The organism is Bradyrhizobium sp. CCBAU 51765, assembly GCF_015291725.1.
GTDB classification, from domain to species: Bacteria; Pseudomonadota; Alphaproteobacteria; order Rhizobiales; family Xanthobacteraceae; genus Bradyrhizobium; species Bradyrhizobium liaoningense.
Genome location: NZ_CP030038.1, coordinates 481,171 through 501,546, shown reverse-complemented (window position 1 = coordinate 501,546; position 20,376 = coordinate 481,171). Strand labels below are relative to the sequence as shown.

Here is a 20,376-nt window from a genome sequence, read left to right as displayed (position 1 = left end):
GGCGGAGATGAGTGCCAGGATAAGCGCGAAGACGCTGCGACATCTGATCGTGATCGGCCTGATCGCGCTGTGGGAGCTGTTGCCGCGCGCCGGGCTCATTCCGGAACTGTTCCTGCCGTCGCTGTCGTCCACGTTGATCGCGGGATGGACAGACGCGGGTGAATACGGTCATGCGCTTGCTGTCACCCTCTACGAGGTCGTGGTCTCCATGGCCTTCGCCTGCGGGGGTGGCATCCTGCTCGGCGCTATCGTCGGCAGCCTGCCGCGTCCGCGCGTGCTGATCATGCCGATGGTATCGAGCCTCTATGCGGTGCCGCTTGTGATCCTCTATCCCGTCTTCACCGTGTGGCTCGGCATCGGCTCCGAATCCAAGATCGCATTCGCCTCGATCTACGGCTTCCTGCCGACGATGCTCGCGACCGCCGCCGGCATCCAGACCATCGATCCGCAACTCTTGCTCGCAGCCCGCAGCATGGGCGCGACGCTGAGCCAGCGGCTTGTCCGCGTCATCATCCCGGCGGCAATCCCGACGGTGCTGTCGGGTCTGCGCGTCGGCGGTGCGCTGGTGATCGTCGGCGTCGTGGTCTCGGAGATGCTGATCTCCTCGGCGGGCATCGGCTACCTGATCTCGCGCTACCGGACGATCCTCGACAGCCCGCACGTGTTCGCAGGCGTGCTGCTCGTGCTGTTTCTTGCGATCGGGTTCAACGCCGTGATCCGGTGGATCGAGCGCAAGGCGGCGATCTGGCAGACCGGCACCCGCGCCGGCCAGGCCAACGACGACATCGCGACCGGCGCGATGCAGCCGGCGACCTGAGGTACTCGCGTGTACGACCTGACCCTGACATTCGACAACGGCCCCGATCCTGACGTGACGCCGCGCGTGCTCGACATTCTCGGTGAGCGCGGGATCAAGACCACCTTCTTCGTCATCGGTGAGAAGCTTGTCGATCCCGAGCGGCGCAAGCTTGCGGAGCGCGCGCACCGTGAGGGGCACTGGGTCGGCAATCACACCTTTACGCATAGCATTCCGCTTGGTGATCAATCCGGGCGCGATACCGCAGAGAGCGAGATCGGCCGCACGCAGGACGCGATTGGCGATCTCGCACATCCGCAGCGCTGGTTCCGGCCGTTCGGCGGCGGCGGCAATCTGGACAGGCGGCTGCTCAAGCCGTCCGTGGTCGATTACCTCACCCGCGAGAAGCACAGTTGCGTGCTCTGGAATTCCATCCCGCGCGACTGGGACGATCCCGAGGGCTGGACCGCGCGTGCGCTCGACCAGTGCAGCCGACAGCCCTGGACGCTGATGGTGCTGCACGACCTGCCGACCGGCGCGATGGATCATCTGGATCGCTTTCTCGATCGCGCCGCCGCGGCCGGCGCCCGCTTCCGCCAGGATTTTCCGCCGCCTTGCGTTCCCGTCCGCAACGGCGAGATCGCGCTTCCCATCGACGACTATGTTTCCTCCATCGAAGAGAGTGTTTGACCGATGAAAGTTGCAAGCTTCACCATCGCCGGCACGGCGAGCTATGGCATCGTCACCGACAGGGGTGTCATCGACGCCGGCAAGCGCCTGAAGGCGTATCCGACGCTGAAGGCGCTGCTCGCGAAGGGATCGCTCGACGAATTGAAGAAGCTCGGCGGCGAGAAGCCCGACTACGCGCTCGAGGACGTTGCATTGCTGCCGACGGTCCCCGATCCCGACAAGATCTTCTGCATCGGCGTCAACTACGCCACGCATCTGGCCGAGAGCGGCCATCCGACGCCGGCGCATCCGATGATCTTCACCCGCTTCGCCAACAGCCAGGTCGGCCACGGCCAGCCGATGATCCGGCCGCTGGAATCCGAACGTTTCGACTATGAGGGCGAAATGGCCGTCATCATCGGCAAGGCCGGCCGCCGCATCTCGCGTGAAGCCGCGCTCAGCCATGTCGCCGGCTATGCCTGCTACAATGACGGCAGCATCCGCGACTGGCAGCGCCACACCTCGCAATTCGCGCCGGGCAAGAATTTTGCCGGCACCGGCGGCTTCGGGCCCTGGATGGTCACGACCGACGAGTTGACCGATATCGCCAAGCAGACGCTGATCACCCGGCTCAACGGCGCCGAAGTGCAGAAGGCTCCGATTTCCGACCTCGTCTTCGACGTGCCGGCCCTGATCGCCTATTGCTCGACCTTCACGGAGCTGGTGCCGGGCGACGTGATCGTGACCGGGACGACCGGCGGCGTCGGCGCCTATCGTACGCCACCGTTGTGGATGAAGGGCGGCGACGTCGTCGAGATCGAGATCTCCGGCATCGGTATCCTGCGCAATCCCGTCAAGGACGAGGGTTCAGTCGCGGCAACGCGCGCGGCCTGAACGGCCGCGCTTAACAACGACATGCCACAACAACAAGAAGAAGGAGAATCCTATGCCCATGCCGTCGCACATCCTGCCGACCACCGTGGTCGGCAGCTATCCGCAGCCCGAATGGCTGGTGAATCGCGCCATGCTGTCGAAGGTGGTGCCACGCACGCGCCTGCACGACATGTGGCGGTTGCCGCCGGAGCATCTGGAAGAAGCCCAGGATGATGCCACCATCGTCGCGATCCGCGACATGGAGCGCGCCGGCATCGACATCGTGACCGACGGCGAGATCCGCCGCGAGAGTTACTCCAATCGCTTCGCCACCGCGCTCGACGGCATCGACGGGGACAATCCCGCGATGATCGTGGCGCGCACCGGCAACACCCAGACGCCGGTGCCGCGCGTCGTCGGCCCTGTGAGGCGCAAGGGCCCGGTCGAACTGCATGACATGCAGTTCCTGCGCAAGAACACGGAGCGCGCGGCGAAGATCACCCTTCCCGGCCCGTTCACGATGAGCCAGCAGGCCAAGAACGAGTACTACAAGGACGACGAGGAGCTCGCGATGGCTCTCGCCGAGGCCGTTAATGCCGAGGCGCTCGATCTGCAAAAGGCCGGCGCCGACGTGATCCAGCTCGACGAGCCCTGGGTGCGCAACAATCCGGAGCTCGCCAAGCGCTACGCCGTCAAGGCGATCAACCGCGCGCTGCAAGGGATCACGGTGCCGACCGTGGTGCATCTCTGCTTTGGCTATGCTGCGGTCGTGCCGGGCTCGAACAAGCCGGCCGGCTATTCCTTCCTCGCAGAGCTGGATGACACGACCGCCGACCAGATCTCGATCGAGGCGGCGCAGCCGAAGCTCGACCTCGGCGTGCTCAAGGACCTGTCGTCGAAGAAGATCATGCTCGGCGTGCTCGACCTCGCGGATCCCGCGATCGAGAGCGTCGATACCGTCGCCGAGCGCATCCGCAACGGGCTGAAATATGTCTCGCCGGATCGTCTCGTCCCGGCGCCGGATTGCGGCATGAAATACATGCCGCGTGCGACCGCGTTCGGGAAGCTGAAGGCCATGTGCGACGCAGCGGCGAAGGTTCGGCGGGAGGTCGGCTAACGACCTTCACGGGAGGCGTTGCGGCTTCGGTCTCACGCCCCCCGCTTCGGCCCGATTGCCTCGAAGCCTGCCTTCTGCTCGTCGCTCAGATCCGCCTCGAAATCGTCGAGCGCATCGGCGACGTCGCCGACGGCTTGCAGCATCGTCTGCAGCCGCGCCTTCACGGCCGGGAGGCGGGCTTGCGGTGTCGCGGCGGGCTCTGTCGGGCAGGCACTGAGCGTCTGCATGGTGCGCAGGGTGGTGTCCTGGAGCACCTCGAGGCGGGCGCGGGCCACCTCGTCGAGGTGGAGCGTGGAGGCAATGTCGTTTGCGGGCCATTGCTGCTGGAGCAGCTGCTCGTATTGGCGCTGCGCCTTTTCGTCATAACGCGGATCGTAGTCGGGCCGGCAGGCGGCGATCACCTGCGCATCCCTGGCCGCATCCTTCTGCGAATCCTTTGGCTGATGTGACGCCAGTGCAGCGCGACGTTCGCTGGCGAGGGCATTGAGCCTGGCCTTCTGGTCGTCTTTGAGGAGGCCGGTGAATTTCGCCATCGGCGCTTCGATTGCGTCGATCGCCCTGATCATGGCCTCGAGGCGCTCGCGCATCAGGCCGAGGCGCTCCGACGCAGTCGCAGGCGCCTGCTCCGGGCAGGCAGTGTGAATGGCGTCGCGCGCCGCATTCCAGGCGGATGCGAGCTCGTCGAGCGCGGTGCGCTGCAGCTCGTTCGGTGTCACGGCCGCGGCGATGCGGTCGACCGGCAGGCCGCCGGTGTCGCTGGCCTCGCAGAGCGTCTCCGCCGTCGGGACCCTTCGTCCACGCCGGCTTTGCGGCGCGGTGTAGGCGGCGAGCTCCGTCGCCGCATAGGGCGAGAAGATCGCGGCATAAATGTCGCCATAGCCGTAGAACGAAAGGCTGGTGGTGTCGCCGAACATGATCGCGATGGTGAGATCGTCATGTGCGAACGGCCAGAACACCGGGCCAACCCAGCCGTAGCTGCCGTCGGGATGGCGCCACCAGCCTTGCGGGCGCCGGCCGCCATGCCAGCCCGATAGCGCCGCCTGCGCGGTGAGGGCCGCACGCAGGACGTAAGGATTGGACAGCTGGCCGCGCTCGGCCCCGCGCAGATCTTGCGACCGCAGCGCAGCGGAGCGGTATCGGCTGCCGCGCACGGCCATGCGGGAGTGGCGCAGTCGCGACAGGCCGAACATGTGGCCGACCGCGAAACGTGCAACGCCAAGCGGACCGCCGCGCAATCCGAACTGCGCCTCCGCCTTGTTGGGCAGCAACACTGCCGCCATCACGAGGGTCGCGCCGGCCAGAGCCAGTCCCATGCGTCCCGACATGATCGCCGACCTGGCCACCTCGGCCTCCTCCCAGCACCAAGCGCAATGCGTCGTAGCACAATGACGCGCAAGGGAACCGATTGTTCCGGAGAGACACAGGGCAAAGCGTCGCGGGCGACCGCGCACTCGACCCGCGGGATAGGCAGCTTTCAAGACGCCCGCCTGGGCGGGGAGAGGACGGACCGCGCCCTCACTCCGCCTTTTGCGGCATCACGAAAGTCTGGCCGGGATAGATCAGATTGGGGTTGTTGATCTTGTCGCGGTTGGCCTTGAAGATCACCGCGTAACGAGCGCCGTCACCATAGGCGAGCCGGCTCAGAGCCCACAGACTGTCGCCACGAGCAATGACCCGGCTGCCGCCGGCCTGCGCCGGTGCGGTGGTGAGCACGTCCGCCGGCGAGGCCGATGCGACCGTGGTGTCCGCCGGCGCGCGCGCGAGGACCTTGGGTTTCGGCGCGCCGGTCAATCTCGGCCGGGCCGCCTGCCTGTCAGGCGCCGAAGCCAGGCGCGGCGAGGCCGATGGCAGGGCGGCCACGACGTCCGGCTTGTCGTCGGGCTTCTCGGCCTGCTTCGGCTCCTGTCCCGCATCTTGCTTCGCGGCCGATGTGGGCCGCGCGGGCGGCGGCGCTGCCGCGGCGATGGTCACCGGCATGGTCCGCCCGGACTCTGTCACCGTGCCGTCCGGTGCCTTGGCCCGGAGCGTCAATTCATAGGAACCGGAGGGAAGCTGCGGCGGGGTCATGACGAACTGGCCCGAGGCGTCCGCGACGACGCTATCGAGCGGCTTGCCGTCGCGCAGCAGCTCGACCCTTGCACCCGGCGCGGCGCGGCCCGCGATCACCGCCGCCTCGCCGTGATCGTCGACGCGGGCGACGTCGAAACGAGGGCCGCTCTCCGCAACCGCCGGCGGTGGCTTGACCGGCGCGAGATCGGCGAGCGCGGCCGTGACCTGGTTCTGCGTCTCGGCCAGCGCGCCCGCCTTCGGTCCGGCGGCCGTGGCCGGCGGCGAGCCGCCGGCGAGCTTTGGCTGTTCCGGCTTGAGCTCGGCCTTGACCTCCGCTTTGGGTTCGACCTTGGCCTCCGGCTTGGCGGCGACGGCGGTTTCCCTCCCGGACGACAACAGGCGGCGCAGCTCGGTCGGGCCGATCACCAGTGCGGTGCCGGCCAGCGCGAGCAGACAGACGGCAATGAGGGCCTTGGATGCGGTAATCATCTGAAAAGGACCTTGAATGGCAAATCAGCCGAAGGCGGCAAAGTGCGCCGATTTGGCTGCGGCAGCAAGACGGTCGATGGGATGATAAGCCTCTATCCCGGCGCCCGGGATGAACCGGCGTGACCCCGCCGGCGTCCAATCGGCGAGGCCGCAGCGCGGCATTTCTTCAAGGAATTTTCCCGTGGCCGTATTTCGCCGTCCCGCTCGATGGCTGGCGCTGGTCCTGACGATGGCCGCCTCACCCGCACTCGGTGCCTCCGGCCCGCCGCCCGGCTTCACCCTCTCCGACAACACCGATCTCGCCTTCACCTCGCCCGACGGCGCCACCAGGATCGAGCAGTACGTGAAGGAGAGCGAGGAATCCGACGTCAAGTGGCAGGCCTGGGCCCGGCACGGCGAAGAGATGACCGAGCTGAAGCCCGAGCAGGATTATCCGGCCGGCTTCCGTTTCACCGACGATTCGCAATGGCTGGTGCGGATGCAGAAGACCGGTGCCGGCGAACAGGACCTCTATCTCTACCACGCGGAGAAGGGAGCCTTCGTGAGTGCGACGAAAAGGTCGCTCAGCGATCTCGCCTGGGCCTATTTCCACGGCCGGCCCGACACGAAGAGGATGAAGCTCGACTACCACGTCTCGGCCAATCTCGTGAAAGGCACGGAGGATGGCTATCGCCGGCTCGGCGTCCGCTGGCCCAACAACCGCTATCTCGTGATCTCGCTGTCGGGCGAGATGGACAAGCATCCGAAGAACGTTGCCGCGAAGGGGCTCAACGACTGGCGCTGCCGCTATGATCTCGAGACCGGCACTTTCGATGTGCCGTCGACATTCGCCAGGGCGAATGCGGAAGCGTTGCGATGGGAGATCAGGCGGTGAGGCTTCATCGTTGACGCGAGGCCGCCATGCCCGGGCTTGTCTCCCGGCGCAGGCGGTGGCGGCCTAGCATCGGCGTCATTCACGCCCCCGCGGCGACCGTCCAGAACGCGCGCCATCCGCGGCGGCCGAGCGCAGCCAGCCGCCTCCAGGACAGGCGGGACAGGCCGGCGACCAGCGAGGCACGGGCGAGGAGGAGGTGGGAGATGATGTCAATCACGGCCGTTCTCGCCTCGCGCCCGCAGCGTGCGGCTCGACCGCGACCGCGCCGATGCGCGCAAGGATGTGCGCGACCCTCATGGCCGCGCCTCCAGGATCATGTTGAAGGGCGAGGCGGCAGCCTTGCCGATCTGCGAGAAGCCGCCCTGCTGCAACACCTGCGCGATGCGCTTTTCGCCGGCCTGCGCTCCCAGGCCCAGACCGACGTCCTGGCTCAGCGACGTCGGAAGGCAGATGTGGGTGGAGCCGGCGTAATAGACCCGCCCGACCGGATTGAGATTGTCGGCCAGGCTGTCGCCCGCCGCCGGTTCGACCAGCATCAGCGTGCCGTCGTTCTTCATCACTGAACGAATGTGGCGGGCGGCGCCGACGGGATCGCCCATGTCGTGCAGCGCATCGAACATCGTCACGAGATCGAAGCCGGATCCCGCGAAATCCTGGGCCTTGGCGACCTCGTATCGCAGATTGCGCGCGCCGGAGGTCTCGGCCCGTGCGCAGTCGATCGAGGCCTCGTCGTAGTCGATGCCGGTGAAGTCCGAGTTGGGGAATGCTTCGGCCATGAGCCTTGTCGAATAGCCATGGCCGCAACCGACGTCTGCGACCTTGGCACCTCGCTCCAGCTTCTCGACGACGCCGTCGAGCGCAGGCAGCCATTCGGCGATCAGATGCGCGCGATAGCCGGGCCGGAAGAAGCGGTCGACGCCGCACGACATGCAATTGCAGTGATCGCTCCAGCGCAGGCCCTTGCCGGTCTTGAACGCCTCGGCCAGTCGCGGCTCGTCGTGATAGACCGCCGGCAGCAGGCTGAAGCCGCCGACCATCGCGACCGGACTGTTCTCATCGGCGAATACGGCCTTCTGCTCCGGTGTCATGCTGAACGTGTCTTTCGTCGCATCGAAGCTCACGAAGCCGGAAGCCGCCTGTGAGGACAGCCATTCGCGAACGTAGCGTTCGTGAGTCCCCGTTCGCCTGGCCAGTTCGGCTGACGTCATCGGGCTGTCGGCCAGCGCGCGGAATAATCCCAGTCGATCGCCGAGGACGACGAGCGCCGCATTGGAGGCGGCGCCGAGTTCGTTGACGACGAGTCCAAGCAGCTGCTCGAGCTTTCTCTCATCCAAGTTCATGTCTGGCTCCTCAGGGCGCGGAGATGCGCCGCTGAGGTGCGACATAGGGTGTCTGGACTCGCGGATGGAGAGGCAGAATAGTCGGTTTCGAGCCAATCGAGCCAGAGGCTGCAGAATGTCACGTGGACGTGTACGCGTGAGTATTCCCGTGTTCGCCGAATGCGATCCGTCGATCATCTACGGCGTATTCGACACGCTGTGGGGCGCGGGACGGATGTGGGACGGCGTCAAGGGCGGCACGCCGGAAGGCCTGTTCGAGCCGCGGCTGGTGGGCGCCGAACCCGGCCCGATCGCGCTGATCACCGGGGTCAGCATCCTGCCGCAGGACGTGGCCGATCACGTTGAGTCAACCGACATTGTGTTCGTGCCGAATGTCATCGTCACCACGGAGACGGGCACTGCCGTGCTCGATCGCCGGCTCATCGCATGGATCAGGCGGATGCACGAAGCGGGCGCGCAGATGTACGGATCCTGCGGCGGGTCTCTCGTGCTCGCCGAAGCCGGCCTGCTCGACGGATACGAGGCTACCACGCACTGGGTTTACGAGCCGGTGTTTCGAAAGCATTTCCCCAAGGTCAAGCTCCGCATGGAGCGCGTCCTGGTGCAGAACGGTCCCGGTCACAATCTCGTCTGCGGGGGCGGTGCCTCATCCTGGCAGGATCTCGCGCTGCTGATCGTCGCGAAATACGGCGGTACGGAAGAGGCGATTCGCATCTCGAAGCTCTTTCTCTACCAGTGGCACCGCGAAGGACAATTGCCGTTCGCCTCGATGGTGCAGAACGTGGATCACGGCGACGGCGTGATCAGGAAGTCCCAGGACTACATCGCGCAGAACTACCAGCGGCAGGACCTCATTGCGGCGCTGGTGCATCACTCCGGATTGCCGAAGCGCTCATTCGATCGCCGCTTCCGGGCAGCGACCGGCTATTCGCCGCTCGCCTATGTGCAGACGCTGCGCATCGAGGAAGCCAAGCAACTGCTCGAGACGACGGAGACGGCCATCGAGGACATCTGCCGCGAGGTCGGATACGAGGACGTGGCGTCCTTTCGTCGTTTGTTTCGAAAGCAGGCCGGCGTGTCACCGAAGGATTATCGGCGCAAGTTTCAGCTTCCCGACTACGTCACGGGAGCGCGGCCCGCGGCCTCCGGCACATCGGTCAGGCCGCGGCGGGCTTCCGGCTGACGACAACAGGGATCACGGTGGCGGCAAGGCCTGACGGGCTGCTGCTCAGGACCTCGCCAGAACAGGCGCAAACCCGCGAGCTCGGGAAGCTCACATCGATCGCCGGGCCGCCCGCACTTCGGCGAATTCGGCGTCGGGATGGCTGACGATGGTGGCGACCATGATGCCGCTGATGATCAGCGACCAGGCGGTGTTCCAATAGATCCAAAACACGAGCCAGCCTCCGTTTCCATCTCTCACGCCCGCCGCGCGAGGCTAACGGCGTGGCGATGCCGCCGTTCCCCGGCGCGATGACCGTCCAACAGCACGCGGGCGGACGAGGCGCTATTTTGATTTGGTCGGCGGCGGCGCGCGATCGGTTTGGCCGGTGTGGCGCTTTGCCACGACGTCCTCGTCGCGCTCGCCCTCGTGGGGGCGCGGCGGAAGCTTGGGCTGGCCGGCCTGACCGCCATGCTTGCCACCCATGTCGGGCTTGCCTTCGAGATCGTTTTCACGGGGCATGCCGGTTCAATGCGTTCGCACGGCATTGGTTCACGACAAGATTGGACCTGCAGTGAGAGACCGCCGCCGACCTACGTAAACATCCGTAATTTCGCAAGGTCCGGCTTGGCGTCATATCTCGACCATGGACCGACAGATTGTCTTCAAATGCCCTCAGACCGGCCTCAACGTGCAGCATCGGCTTACCGATGAGCCCTCCGATCGCACACACGTGTCCGTGTCATGCCCGGCCTGCACGCGGCTGCATCTGATCGAGCGCTCGACCGGCAAGCTGCTGGGCGATCGGCGCGGCTGACGGTTAACGCCGCGCCGTAACCTGCGCCGTGACGTCTTCGACGTGGTGCAGCAGGAAGACCAGATGGCCGCCCGTGTCATGGATCGGCGAGTTGATCGGCTGCCAATGACGCTCCACGAAGGTGCCGCCGGGATCCCTTATGTCGTAGCGCTGGACCGCCATGGCATGGGCCTGCCCCGTCTCGCCGACGATCCGCAAGCTGCCGTAGAGATTGCTGACGCCATCGGCGAGCGGATCGTCGGGATTGTCGGGAAATATCTCGAACAGGGACCGGCCGACCACGTCGGCCCGGCTGATGAAGGTCGCCGCCGCATAGGCGTCGTTGATGTCGACGATCGACAGCCCCGGGCCGGGATCCAGCAACATGTAGGGGTGCGGCGAGCTATCGAACTCCGGCTGGAATTGCCGCCGGATCGTTGCGCCGTCGATATGCTGCCGCCGGCGCTGTTCGAGCGGTGTCGAATCGGCGCCGGACGCGGCCGAGTTCAGCAACGCCAACTGGCGCTTCGCCGACGCCAGCAGCGCGCGCACGGTACCCTGGACCGTCGGGTCGCTCGTCTCATTGAGCAGCCGCTCGAAATGGACGATATTCTGCTCGCATACGAACTGCTGCATCCCGTTTCGACCACGAGTTGTACGGCGGCAACGCCGCATCGTTCCTGATCCTAATTCCATACAGCTGGCTCTGGCAGATGAGAAGACCGTGATCGGCCGCACCCGGGGCCCGGACGGCCACGGCAAAGGGCACCCCAGGAGCGCGAACCTGTTCTCCAATCCCGCGACTAATCAAAGACTTGCCGTGACCGCCTGCGGCGCGGCATCCTGCTTTGGGACGACGCGGCCATAGTGCGGGCGGCGGCCATCTGCTATCGATTGGAGACATAGCCCCTGTGGAATTTCCGATGCGTCATTTGCCCCGTGCCGTTGGTCGAAGCCTGTGTCCCGCAGCCGTCGCCGGCCTGCTCGTCCTCAGCCCCCATCCGGCCGGAGCCGCCGATGACGACGCGCCCAAGGGGCCGGCGGTCACGGTGCTGAAGGTCGCGAAATCCTGCTTCTCCGATATCGTCGAGGCGACCGGCACGATCGTCGCGCGCGAGCAAACCTCGGTGCGGCCCGAGCGTCCCGGCCTGAAGGTCACGGAGGTGCTGGCGGAAGCGGGCGACACCACCACCGCCGGCCAGGTGCTGGCCCGGCTGGCGCTGCCCGAAGGCGGCTCGCTTCAGGTCACCGCACCGGTGGCGGGCGTGATCGCGACCTCGACTGCGCAGATCGGCAACTTCGCCTCGCCCAAGGGCGAGGCGCTGTTCACGATCGTCGCGCGCAGCGAATACGATCTCATCGGCCTCGTGGCCACCACCGATGTGCGCAAGCTCGCGGTCAATCAGCAGGCGAGCGTGTGGATCGCAGGCGCCGACGACATCGGCGGCAAGGTGCGCCGCATCGGCGCGACCGTCGAGCCGAACATCCAGCAGGGGATGGTCTATATCGGCATCTCATCGCAGAAGCGTCTGCTCCTGAACGCGAGCGGGCGCGCGCTGATCAAGACCGGACAGAGCTGCAACGTCGCGGTGCCGCTGACCGCCGTGCAGTATTCGTCCGCGGGCACCGTGGTGCAGGTGATCCGCCGCAACCGCGTCGAGACCAAGCGTGTCGAGGTCGGCTTGATGTCGGGCGGCAACATCGAGGTCCGCGACGGCCTCAACGAAGGCGATGTCGTCGTCGCCCGCGCCGGCGCATTGCTGCGCGAAGGCGATCCGGTGCGCCCGGTGATGGCGAGCGCGGAAGCTGCGAAGTAGCAGCCACGATCGTCATTGCGAGCGAAGCGAAGCAATCCAGAATCTCTCCGCGGAGGGATCCTTGATTGCGTCGTCGCAAGAGCTCCCCGCAATGACGATGGAGAGGCGGGCGTGCGCCACGCACGCCTATCGTAGGGTGGGCAAAGCGCAGCGTGCCCACGTCTTTTATCGAAAGCCTGGAAGGATGGTGGGCACGGCGCTTTGCGCCTTGCTCACCCTACAGCAACCGCGATTGCTGCAAGAAGCTAGCCGCCGGCTTCGCCGAACTGGACGTCTTCGAGCAGCGAGGAGGAAACGGTCGGGACCTGGTCGCCTTCGCTGGCGCGGGAGATGGCGAGGCGGGTCTTGTTGAAGACGCTCTCGGCGCTGCCCTGCTTGCTGAGATTGTTGAGGAACTCGCTGACCAGCACGCTGTGCTCGCCCTTGCCGTCGTCGACGACCTTGCCGGGCGAGGCGGAAGTGAGGATCAGCGCATTGTCCGACGCACTGATCGGCGCGAGGCCGTGGCTGTAGGAGCGGAAGCGGCGCTCGTAAGGATTACGGCGGGAGGCATCGACCACGACGAGCTTGGCCTTGGCGCCCTGCTCCTTCATCATCTCGAGCACGCCCTCGATGGAGACACCATGGCGGCGGACGTCGCTTTCCTTCCAGATCACGGCATCGACCGGCAGCATGTAGCTCTCGCGGCCGGCCTGCACGCCGAAGCCGCCGAAGAACAGCATGACGACGCTGTCGTGCTTGATCCGGGACTTCAGGCGGCCCACGGCGCGGACCATGTCGTCCTTGGTCGCGTCTTCCACCATGTCGACGTCAAAGCCGTTCTTGCGCAGCGACGAGGACAGCGCACGGGCGTCGTTGATCGACTGCGTCAGCGGCGCGCTGGCGTCGGGATAGTGTCCGTTGCCGATGACCAGAGCCAGGCGCGAGGTCTGGCCGATCGAACCGGTGATCTGGTCGGTCGAGACGGCCTTGGCGGCGTCGATCGCGCGCATGTTGAGAGCAGCATGGGCGCCGATCACCAGCGACACCGTGCCGATGAGGGCTGCGGCGAAGGCGATCGTGCGTCTGGAAAGGTCGAGCTGCTTTACATTCATCTCGGTTCGTTTCCTGTGCCAAAGACCAGCCACGCGCGCGCACACTGTTTGAGTAGCGCGATAGCGTCTTTAGGTTTGAGGGATTGGCCGGGGAGTGCCCCCGAATTGCGCGCAATTTGCGGCGCCGCACCAAACAAACCCTTAACCGCATATAGGCCCTCGGGCAATAGATTGCTCGAAATTTGAGATAAACCTCTGAATATGTTAGTTAATTCCCCGAGCTGGATGGCTCATTCTTGACGCCCCCGTAGCATTCCGGAGGCCGATCATGCAGGCCTCGTGCCGGCTTTTTCTGTGACGTCAATCACATTTGTTTTTCCTGCGAATCCGGGTAGCTTTTTCAAAGACTTGCAGGGGGTGGTGTGCGGACAGTTGCGCGCTCGCCGGCCCCGGACGAGCCCCCCGCGACCAGGTATTTCATGAGCTTTCATTATTTTGCCGGCGCCGCCTGCCGGGCGCTGACGGCGCGGAAGGACGGCCCCTCGCTTTACGACGTCTGCGATCCCGTATTGTCCGACACGACCGGCGGCGATCTGCATCTGGCCAAATTCTACAAGACCGCCCTCGGCAATCCCGCGCTGCGCATCCTGCTCCGCCGCGCAGGCCTGCCCGAGCTGCGCGACGAAGCCAGGCTGACCCGGCTGCGCGAGGCACTCGTCCACGCCCGCGACGAGGTCGAGCCCGACTGGGCGGCGGTCGGGCGACCGATCGCCGATCTCGTCGACAGCATCGCGCTCGACCACCCCAGGCCGCCGCCGGCGCCGTTCATCGCCGCCATGCCGCAGGGCGCGCAGATCGACGGCGCGATCCGCGACTGCGCGCAGCATCTGCTCGGCTCGTACCGCCGCAACGGCTTCCTGCCGACCTATGCCGCCTTCAACCTGATCGGCGATCCCGATTTCCGCGGACGCGAGCTGATCATGGCCCTGACGGGCCTCAACGCGCGCGGCTACAAGAACTCCTCGCTGCTGTTCAATCTCGCCCGCGTCTTCATCGCGCGCTCGCCGGCGCGCGCCGTCGTCAATCCGTCCTGGAAAGGCATTGCCGAACCGATGTGGGAGCCGGTGCAGATCCGTCACCGCTCGGCCTATTACGATGCGTTCTTCATCGAGGCGCTGCTGAGCTACGTCGAGACCGGGCTCGCCTCGGTCGCCGACAAGGTCGCGGCGGAGCGCGCGATCGCCGACATGGTCGATTTCTGCGTCAACATCAGCCGCGAGGAGGTCGAGGGCATCGACGGCGCGCGCTTCAAGGTCATCACCGCACTCGCGCCGGCGCCGCATCCACGCTTTTCCCGCTACTTCGCGCAGATCAAGCAGGATCTCGGGTTCGGAATCTACGTGCCGGATTGCGACACCACGGCGTGCTCGATCTCCGCGGCAACGCAGGCCGGCTGCACCGATCCCATCATCGACCAGCCATTGCTGGATTTCTACGCGGGCTATCAGGTACGCGCCGGCGTCAACGCGCCGCGCGTGACCGTGCCGCTCAACGACAATATCGACTATGAGGGCGGGGTTGCGACCTGGATCGACAATCTCGACGGCGAGCGCCCTTACGGCAACGATCTCGATCCGACGCTCAATCTCGACATTCTCGAGGTCAGCTTCCGCAATCTGGTGCGCTGGAAGATTCTGGAGACGCCGGCGCGGCTCGCCACCGTACATCGCATCATCGGCTTCCAGAAGCGGCTGGCGGCCAGCGGTGCCTTCGCCAATCCGCGCTCGCACATCTATTACCTGCCGGAACTCTACAGCGCCTATTTCGGCCGTTGCTATGCCGCCTTCCTGGCGCTGCCGCTGGCGGCGCAGGCCGCGATCGATCCCGAAGGCGATTTCGACTTCATCCGCCACCGCGTGCTGTCCTACGTCAAGGGCGAGCTGATGGCGGCCGAGATGAACGTGTTCGACGCCGCGCTCGCGCTGATCGCGCTCGGCCATCTCGGCGCCGACCCGCGCGCCTTTGCGCCGGCCTTGAATGTCATCATCGCGAGCCTCGGCGAAGGCGGCCGACGCGGCCCGTTCCGCGCCTATGAATGGAACAAGATGAAGACACCGACGCGGATTCTGGTCGGCGGTCCCGAGGTGACTTCGGCCTTCGTGCTGATGGGGCTGGCGTTGGCGAAGCGAGCGATGGCGCGGGGGTGATGCTTCATCTTACCCTCCCCTGGAGGGGGAGGGTCGGCACGTGATCGAGCGAAGCGAGATTGCGTGACGGGGGTGATCTCTCCACACGCGCACTGTTCGTAGCGGAGAGACCGTCACCCCACCCCGCTCGCGCTGTGCGCGATCGACCCTCCCCTCCAGGGGAGGGTAAGTGAAGGACCGTCGCAAGATGACGGGAAGTTGAAAGCCCATCCTTGAGGCATAAGCTGGCCGGGCGGCCAAAAGCCGACCACAATTGCCCGGTCTATCAAGACGTCCATCACACCGGACCGGCATGTTGCGAAAAGTCCTGATTGCGCTGTCTCTGCTTGCCCTGCCCTCGCTGGCTGAGGCCGCAGACATCACCGGCATCGCAAAAGTGCGCGCGGGCGATGCCGTCGTGATCGGGAACACGCGCATCCGGCTTGGCGGCATCGACGCGCCTGCGGTGGACCAGCTCTGCCTCAACACCAGGACCGAGCGCTGGACCTGCGGCGTCGCGGCCCGCGACGAGCTTGCCAAATACGCCGAGGGCAAGAGCTGGGCCTGCCACACGAGGTCGATCGACCGGCGCGGCCGCACCGTGGCGCGCTGCGAGGTCGGCGGCGAGGACATCCAGAGATGGCTGGTGCGCAACGGCTGGGCACTGGCCTACACCCGCATGTCCCACGACTATGAGGCGGATGAGAAGGCCGCGCGCGAGGCCAAGGCCGGGATGTGGCAGGGCGCCTTCATCGCGCCCTGGGACTGGCGCGTGCGCAACAAGAAGACGACCATCCTGGGCGCCACCAAGCCGCCCGACGGCGCGCATGCGGTGCTGCTCGCCTCGGCCTCGGGGCCGGTCGCGCCCTCGCCGGACTGCACCATCAAGGGCAATGTGAACAGCGCCGGCGAGTGCATCTTTCACCAGCCGACCAGCCGCTGGTACACCCAGATCAAGATGAAGATCAGCAAGGGCACTCGCTGGTTCTGCTCGGTGGAGGAAGCCGAAGCGGCCGGTTGCCGGGAGACGAAGCGATAACCCAGCCCTGCATTTTACGTGCTTTTCTCAAGACCCGGCGGCGCGTAAAAGCATGGACCAGCGACCTATCAGCCTGTTCTCAAGCAACAAGGACCAACAACAATGACCGTTCGCGCGGGCCGGGAGTTTCTGGCCATCCCCGGGCCCACCACGATGCCCGACGAGGTGCTGCGGGCGATGCATCGTCCGGCGATCGACATCTACTCCAAGGAGATGCTCGATCTGACCGAGAGCCTGCTCAGCGACATCTCGAAGCTGTTTGCAACCAAGGGCAAGTCCTACATCTACATCGCCAACGGTCACGGCGCCTGGGAAGCGGCACTGAGCAACGTGCTGTCGCGCGGCGACAAGGTGCTGGTGCTGGAGAGCGGGCGCTTTGCGATCGGCTGGGGCAATGCGGCGGCGCTGATGGGCGCCGAGGTCGAGGTGCTCAAGGGCGACTGGCGCCGCGCGGTGCGGCCGCACGAGGTCGAGGAGCGCCTGCGCCGCGACAAGGAGCACACGATCAAGGCGGTCGTCGTGGTCCAGGTCGACACCGCCTCGGGTGTGCAGAACGACATCGAGGCGATCGGCAAGGCGATCAAGGCGAGCGGTCATCCCGCGCTGTACATGGTCGATACCGTGGCCTCGCTCGGCTGCATGCCGTTCGAGATGGACAAATGGGGCATCGACGTCGCGATGTCCGGCTCGCAGAAAGGCCTGATGACGCCGCCCGGCCTCGGCTTCGTCGCGGCCAATGCGCGCGCGCTCGAGGTGCACAAGAAGGCCAACATGTCGACGCCCTATTGGAGCTGGAGCGAGCGCGAAGGCACCGAGAATTATCGTAAATATGCCGGCACCGCGCCGGTCCATCTGTTGTTCGCGCTGCGCCGGGCGATTGACCTGTTGCACGAAGAAGGCCTGGAGAACGCCTTCCGCCGCCATAGCCTGCTCGCCGAAGCCGCGCGCCGCGCGGTCGCCGTATGGTCGGAAGGCCAGGTGCTCGGCTTCAACGTGGCCGAAGCGAGCGAGCGCTCCAACACCGTGACCACGGTGACCATGAGCAACGGCCACGACCCGGCCGTGCTGCAACGCTATTGCAAGGAGAAGTGCGGCGTCGTGCTCGGCACCGGCATCGGCGACCTCTCGGGACAAGCCTTCCGCATCGCCCATATGGGCCATGTGAATGCGCCGATGCTGCTCGGCACGCTGGGCGTGATCGAGGTCGGCCTCAACGCGCTGAAGATCCCGCACGGCAAAGGCGGGCTGGAAGCGGCGGTGTCGTATCTCGGCGACGAGGTGGCGGCGTAGCACAGGCGCGCTGCGCACTCGCCTTCCTTCTCCCCTTGTGGGAGAAGGTGGCGCGAAGCGCCGGACGAGGGGTTCTCTCCGCGATCCATACGGCTAGATGGACTCGCGGAGAGAACCCCTCACCCGTCTCACCGCTGCGCGGCGAGCCACCCTCTCCCACAAGGGGAGAGGGGAAAATCAGTGCTCGACGCGATATACTTCAACCTGCGCCTTCAGCTCATTCAGTGACGCAAGCGGCGCGTCCGGATCGACCCGATACTCCCCGCTCGCCAGCCACTTCAGCACCATGGCGTCCACCACCGGCGAATGGTGGATGACGTCGCTGTAATTATCGAGATCGTGCGTGACCATCTTGATCGCGCGGAAATCATGCAGGCGCACATTGGGCAACTGCGTCAGGCGCCGCGCGATGTACGCCGTGAGATCGGTGACGATCTTCAGCGTTTCGGGCGAAGCATCGCGCATGGCGACGAATTGCAGGATCGAATAGGGCGGGAAGTAGATGTCGAAGGTGACGTCGGGGTGGCGCGTGATCAGGGCGACGGCACCGCGCTCGAAATGCCCGGCCATCGCGTCGTAGCCGTAGCCTTCGCCGAGGAAGCGGCGGCGAACGGGATCGGTGATGTGGGCGAAGGCCGCGAGCGTCCTCGTCGCGTTGTAGCCGCGCGCGACATCGAAATCCCGCGGCAGCGCGTAGATGTCATCGACGTCTGACAGCGCGAACTTGACCGGCAGAAACGGCGCCGCCCGGGTCAGCGGCTCCCGCAGCGGCGGGATCGAACGCAGCAATGCGAACAGGGATTCCTTCGCCATCGCCGCGCTGAACAGATAGGACGCGATGCCCCTGGCCGTTCCGCGATAGAGGTCGACGGAGAGATAGGGGTCGGCCTCGATGTCGGCGGCATCGACGAAGATGAAATCATCCATCTCCCAGATCACGCGCCGCGCGCCGCGGTCGATCGCCTGCGCCAGCACGAAGGCCTGCTGGCGCGAATTGGAGCCGGTCATCGCCAGCTTGAGCGAATGGACGCCGAGCACGCGATCGATCTCGCTCTGGCGGAAATGGATCGCGAGCGATGTGCCCATGAAGGCGGTGTCGAACGACTGGCTGCGGATCAGCCCGGCATTCTGCACGCGCGTGTCGTCGGAGTAGAAGGCCGCCATGAGGCGCGAGGGGCGAAACAGTTGCAGGGGATCGACCACGAAGGTCAGCGCAGCCGCCGCCAGCGCGCACACGATGCTCGCGAGGAGAAGACGTCTCACATTGGTGAACGGTGCGCGCATCAGAACCGGAAATAAATGAACTCGCTGTGGCTCTGGATGCCCAAAATGCCGAACGCGAGCACCAGCGACGCGCCATAGAGAAACAGCGGCCGCAGGCGCCCTGCCAGCAAGGCCGCGCCGACCCTGCGGTTGCCGTGATCGTAGCCCATGATCGCCTGCGTGTTCGGCGTCAGCCACACCAGCGCCGCGTAGACTGACACCAGCACCAGCGCCGCAATCTCCTCGCGGCCGAAAACGATATCGGCGGGATCGGCCATGGCGCGGAGGATGCGTAGCGCCCATGCGACGCTCTCGGCGCGGAAGAACACCCAGGCGACGACGACGGCGAGAAACGTCAGAACCGCTCCGGCGATGCGGGCCGGGCGCGCCAGCGACGACGGGAGATCCGGCACCAGCGCGTTGAAGGCATGATTGAGACAGAGATAGGCGCCGTGCAGCGTGCCCCACGCCACGAACGTCCAGGCCGCGCCGTGCCAGAGCCCGCCGAGCAGCATCGTGATCATCAGGTTCGCATAGCGCAGCACGCGACCTCTGCGGTTGCCGCCGAGCGGGATGTAAAGATAATCGCGCAGGAATTGCGACAGCGTCATGTGCCAGCGCCGCCAGAACTCGACGATGCTGGTCGCCTTGTAGGGGGAGTTGAAATTGACCGGCAGGAAGATGCCGAACATCAGCGAGATCCCGATCGCCATGTCGGAATAGCCCGAGAAGTCGAAATAGAGCTGGAAGGTGTAGGCGAGCGCGCCAAGCCAGGCCTGGTCGAAGCTCGGCGAGCGCGCCTCGAAGGCAAGCGCGACCAGCGGCTGGATGCCGTCGGCAAGGCAGGTCTTCTTGAACAGGCCGATGGCGAAGATGATGAGTCCGCACAGAATCAGATGCGCGTCCGGACGCTTCGATTCCTCCTGCTCGAATTGCGGGATCATGTCCTTGTGATGGAGGATCGGTCCCGCGATCAGATGCGGGAAATAGGTCACGAACAGCGTGTAATGCGGCAGCGCGTAGGCCGCGACCTGGCCGCGATAGGCATCGACCAGGAACGCGATCTGGGTGAACGTATAGAAGGAGATGCCGACCGGCAGCAGGATGTGGACCGCAACATGCGTGCCGAGCAGCGCGTTGATGTTCTCAGCAGCAAAGCCGGCATATTTGAAGATGCCGAGCACGAGGAGATCGACGACGACGCCGAAAGCGAGCGCAGCCCGGCGCCGTGACGGGGTGAGCTCCGCCTCGATGAGGAGATGGCCGACGCCGTAGTTGAACGCGATCGATACCAGCAACAGGGCCACGAACTGCCAGCTGCCGATGGCGTAGAAGGTGATCGAAGCCAGCGCCAGCCAGATCACCGGAGCGAGATTGCTGCGTTGGCCGAGCCGGAAGTAGCCGGCCAGCACAACCGGCAGGAACAGCAGGATGAACGAATAGGAATTAAACAGCATCTGGCTGGACCGGCGGCGGGATATCGTCCCTAAAGCATACAAGGAGCCGGTCAACAACCCGGCGGCCCGGCGCAGTCCTTCGCCAGCTGCGCTGGCAATTCGCGGAATCGGGACGATATAAGGGA

The 20,376-nt window shown here is 65.6% G+C and carries 21 protein-coding genes; 11 read left to right on the top strand and 10 right to left on the bottom strand.

The window, feature by feature from the left end; genetic code table 11:
* The first annotated feature begins 7 nt into the window (after positions 1–7).
* Genes XH96_RS02350 through XH96_RS02335 form a run of 4 tightly spaced genes read left to right on the top strand, consistent with a single transcriptional unit; the run spans position 8 to position 3,455 of the window.
* Entirely contained in the window at positions 8–817 is an 810-nt protein-coding gene (locus XH96_RS02350; RefSeq protein ID WP_194390883.1) for an ABC transporter permease, read from the top strand.
* 9 nt (positions 818–826) lie between these two features.
* Positions 827–1,486, top strand: a complete 660-nt coding sequence (locus XH96_RS02345) for a polysaccharide deacetylase family protein (RefSeq protein WP_194390882.1) — start codon at positions 827–829, stop codon at positions 1,484–1,486.
* A gap of 3 nt (positions 1,487–1,489) precedes the next feature.
* Entirely contained in the window at positions 1,490–2,359 is an 870-nt protein-coding gene (locus tag XH96_RS02340) for a fumarylacetoacetate hydrolase family protein (protein ID WP_194390881.1), read from the top strand.
* A gap of 52 nt (positions 2,360–2,411) precedes the next feature.
* The gene (locus XH96_RS02335; RefSeq protein WP_210337841.1) at positions 2,412–3,455 is read left to right on the top strand and encodes a uroporphyrinogen decarboxylase family protein; all 1,044 of its coding nucleotides are present in this window, start codon (positions 2,412–2,414) and stop codon (positions 3,453–3,455) included.
* Positions 3,456–3,487: 32 nt separating this feature from the next.
* On the opposite strand, the gene XH96_RS02330 is transcribed toward XH96_RS02335, so the two are convergent.
* Together XH96_RS02330 and XH96_RS02325 are read right to left on the bottom strand one after the other, a co-directional pair.
* Complete coding sequence (locus tag XH96_RS02330) at positions 3,488–4,780, bottom strand: Spy/CpxP family protein refolding chaperone (RefSeq protein ID WP_194394001.1); 1,293 nt, start codon at positions 4,778–4,780, stop codon at positions 3,488–3,490.
* A gap of 190 nt (positions 4,781–4,970) precedes the next feature.
* Complete coding sequence (locus XH96_RS02325) at positions 4,971–5,993, bottom strand: LysM peptidoglycan-binding domain-containing protein (protein WP_194390880.1); 1,023 nt, start codon at positions 5,991–5,993, stop codon at positions 4,971–4,973.
* A gap of 181 nt (positions 5,994–6,174) precedes the next feature.
* Between XH96_RS02325 and XH96_RS02320 the strand changes: the two genes are divergently transcribed.
* Positions 6,175–6,867: a hypothetical protein gene (locus XH96_RS02320; protein WP_194390879.1), complete on the top strand. Its 693-nt coding sequence runs from the start codon at positions 6,175–6,177 to the stop codon at positions 6,865–6,867.
* Positions 6,868–6,946: 79 nt separating this feature from the next.
* Here the strand turns inward: XH96_RS02320 and XH96_RS02315 are convergent, their stop codons facing one another.
* Positions 6,947–7,084: a hypothetical protein gene (locus XH96_RS02315; protein WP_194390878.1), complete on the bottom strand. Its 138-nt coding sequence runs from the start codon at positions 7,082–7,084 to the stop codon at positions 6,947–6,949.
* Positions 7,085–7,160: 76 nt separating this feature from the next.
* On the bottom strand, positions 7,161–8,207 hold the full coding sequence (locus XH96_RS02310) for a bifunctional 2-polyprenyl-6-hydroxyphenol methylase/3-demethylubiquinol 3-O-methyltransferase UbiG (protein WP_194390877.1): 1,047 nt from the start codon (positions 8,205–8,207) through the stop codon (positions 7,161–7,163).
* A gap of 136 nt (positions 8,208–8,343) precedes the next feature.
* Here XH96_RS02310 and XH96_RS02305 point away from each other — a divergent pair, with 136 nt between their 5' ends.
* Positions 8,344–9,390 carry a GlxA family transcriptional regulator gene (locus XH96_RS02305; protein WP_246789912.1) on the top strand — a complete coding sequence of 349 codons (1,047 nt, stop codon included), beginning with the start codon at positions 8,344–8,346 and terminating at the stop codon, positions 9,388–9,390.
* Between the two features lie 90 nt (positions 9,391–9,480).
* Here XH96_RS02305 and XH96_RS39605 read toward each other — a convergent pair whose 3' ends face one another.
* Positions 9,481–9,603: a hypothetical protein gene (locus XH96_RS39605; protein ID WP_256439331.1), complete on the bottom strand. Its 123-nt coding sequence runs from the start codon at positions 9,601–9,603 to the stop codon at positions 9,481–9,483.
* A gap of 111 nt (positions 9,604–9,714) precedes the next feature.
* Entirely contained in the window at positions 9,715–9,891 is a 177-nt protein-coding gene (locus XH96_RS02300; RefSeq protein WP_194394428.1) for a hypothetical protein, read from the bottom strand.
* Between the two features lie 124 nt (positions 9,892–10,015).
* Between XH96_RS02300 and XH96_RS02295 the strand changes: the two genes are divergently transcribed.
* On the top strand, positions 10,016–10,186 hold the full coding sequence (locus XH96_RS02295) for a hypothetical protein (protein ID WP_194390875.1): 171 nt from the start codon (positions 10,016–10,018) through the stop codon (positions 10,184–10,186).
* A gap of 3 nt (positions 10,187–10,189) precedes the next feature.
* On the opposite strand, the gene XH96_RS02290 is transcribed toward XH96_RS02295, so the two are convergent.
* Positions 10,190–10,801, bottom strand: coding sequence for a PAS domain-containing protein (locus XH96_RS02290; RefSeq protein WP_194390874.1), 612 nt, complete (start codon positions 10,799–10,801; stop codon positions 10,190–10,192).
* Positions 10,802–11,088: 287 nt separating this feature from the next.
* On the opposite strand from XH96_RS02290, the gene XH96_RS02285 reads away from it, so the two are divergent.
* Positions 11,089–11,982 carry an efflux RND transporter periplasmic adaptor subunit gene (locus tag XH96_RS02285; protein WP_194390873.1) on the top strand — a complete coding sequence of 298 codons (894 nt, stop codon included), beginning with the start codon at positions 11,089–11,091 and terminating at the stop codon, positions 11,980–11,982.
* A gap of 245 nt (positions 11,983–12,227) precedes the next feature.
* On the opposite strand, the gene XH96_RS02280 is transcribed toward XH96_RS02285, so the two are convergent.
* A complete protein-coding gene (locus XH96_RS02280) occupies positions 12,228–13,076 on the bottom strand; it encodes a caspase family protein (protein WP_194390872.1) in 849 nt (282 codons plus the stop codon).
* A 419-nt stretch (positions 13,077–13,495) separates the two neighbouring features.
* Here XH96_RS02280 and XH96_RS02275 point away from each other — a divergent pair, with 419 nt between their 5' ends.
* The 3 genes from XH96_RS02275 (at position 13,496) to XH96_RS02265 (ending at position 17,531) form a co-directional block, all read left to right on the top strand.
* Positions 13,496–15,223: a hypothetical protein gene (locus tag XH96_RS02275; RefSeq protein ID WP_194390871.1), complete on the top strand. Its 1,728-nt coding sequence runs from the start codon at positions 13,496–13,498 to the stop codon at positions 15,221–15,223.
* Between the two features lie 292 nt (positions 15,224–15,515).
* Positions 15,516–16,241 carry a thermonuclease family protein gene (locus XH96_RS02270; RefSeq protein WP_194390870.1) on the top strand — a complete coding sequence of 242 codons (726 nt, stop codon included), beginning with the start codon at positions 15,516–15,518 and terminating at the stop codon, positions 16,239–16,241.
* A 102-nt stretch (positions 16,242–16,343) separates the two neighbouring features.
* Positions 16,344–17,531 (top strand): alanine--glyoxylate aminotransferase family protein, encoded by a 1,188-nt coding sequence (locus tag XH96_RS02265; RefSeq protein ID WP_194390869.1) that lies wholly within the window; start codon positions 16,344–16,346, stop codon positions 17,529–17,531.
* A 177-nt stretch (positions 17,532–17,708) separates the two neighbouring features.
* Here XH96_RS02265 and XH96_RS02260 read toward each other — a convergent pair whose 3' ends face one another.
* Positions 17,709–18,815, bottom strand: coding sequence for a hypothetical protein (locus XH96_RS02260; RefSeq protein ID WP_194390868.1), 1,107 nt, complete (start codon positions 18,813–18,815; stop codon positions 17,709–17,711).
* Positions 18,815–20,251: an MBOAT family protein gene (locus tag XH96_RS02255; RefSeq protein WP_194390867.1), complete on the bottom strand. Its 1,437-nt coding sequence runs from the start codon at positions 20,249–20,251 to the stop codon at positions 18,815–18,817. The genes XH96_RS02260 and XH96_RS02255 overlap by 1 nt, the downstream gene beginning before the upstream one ends.
* Positions 20,252–20,376 lie beyond the last annotated feature (125 nt).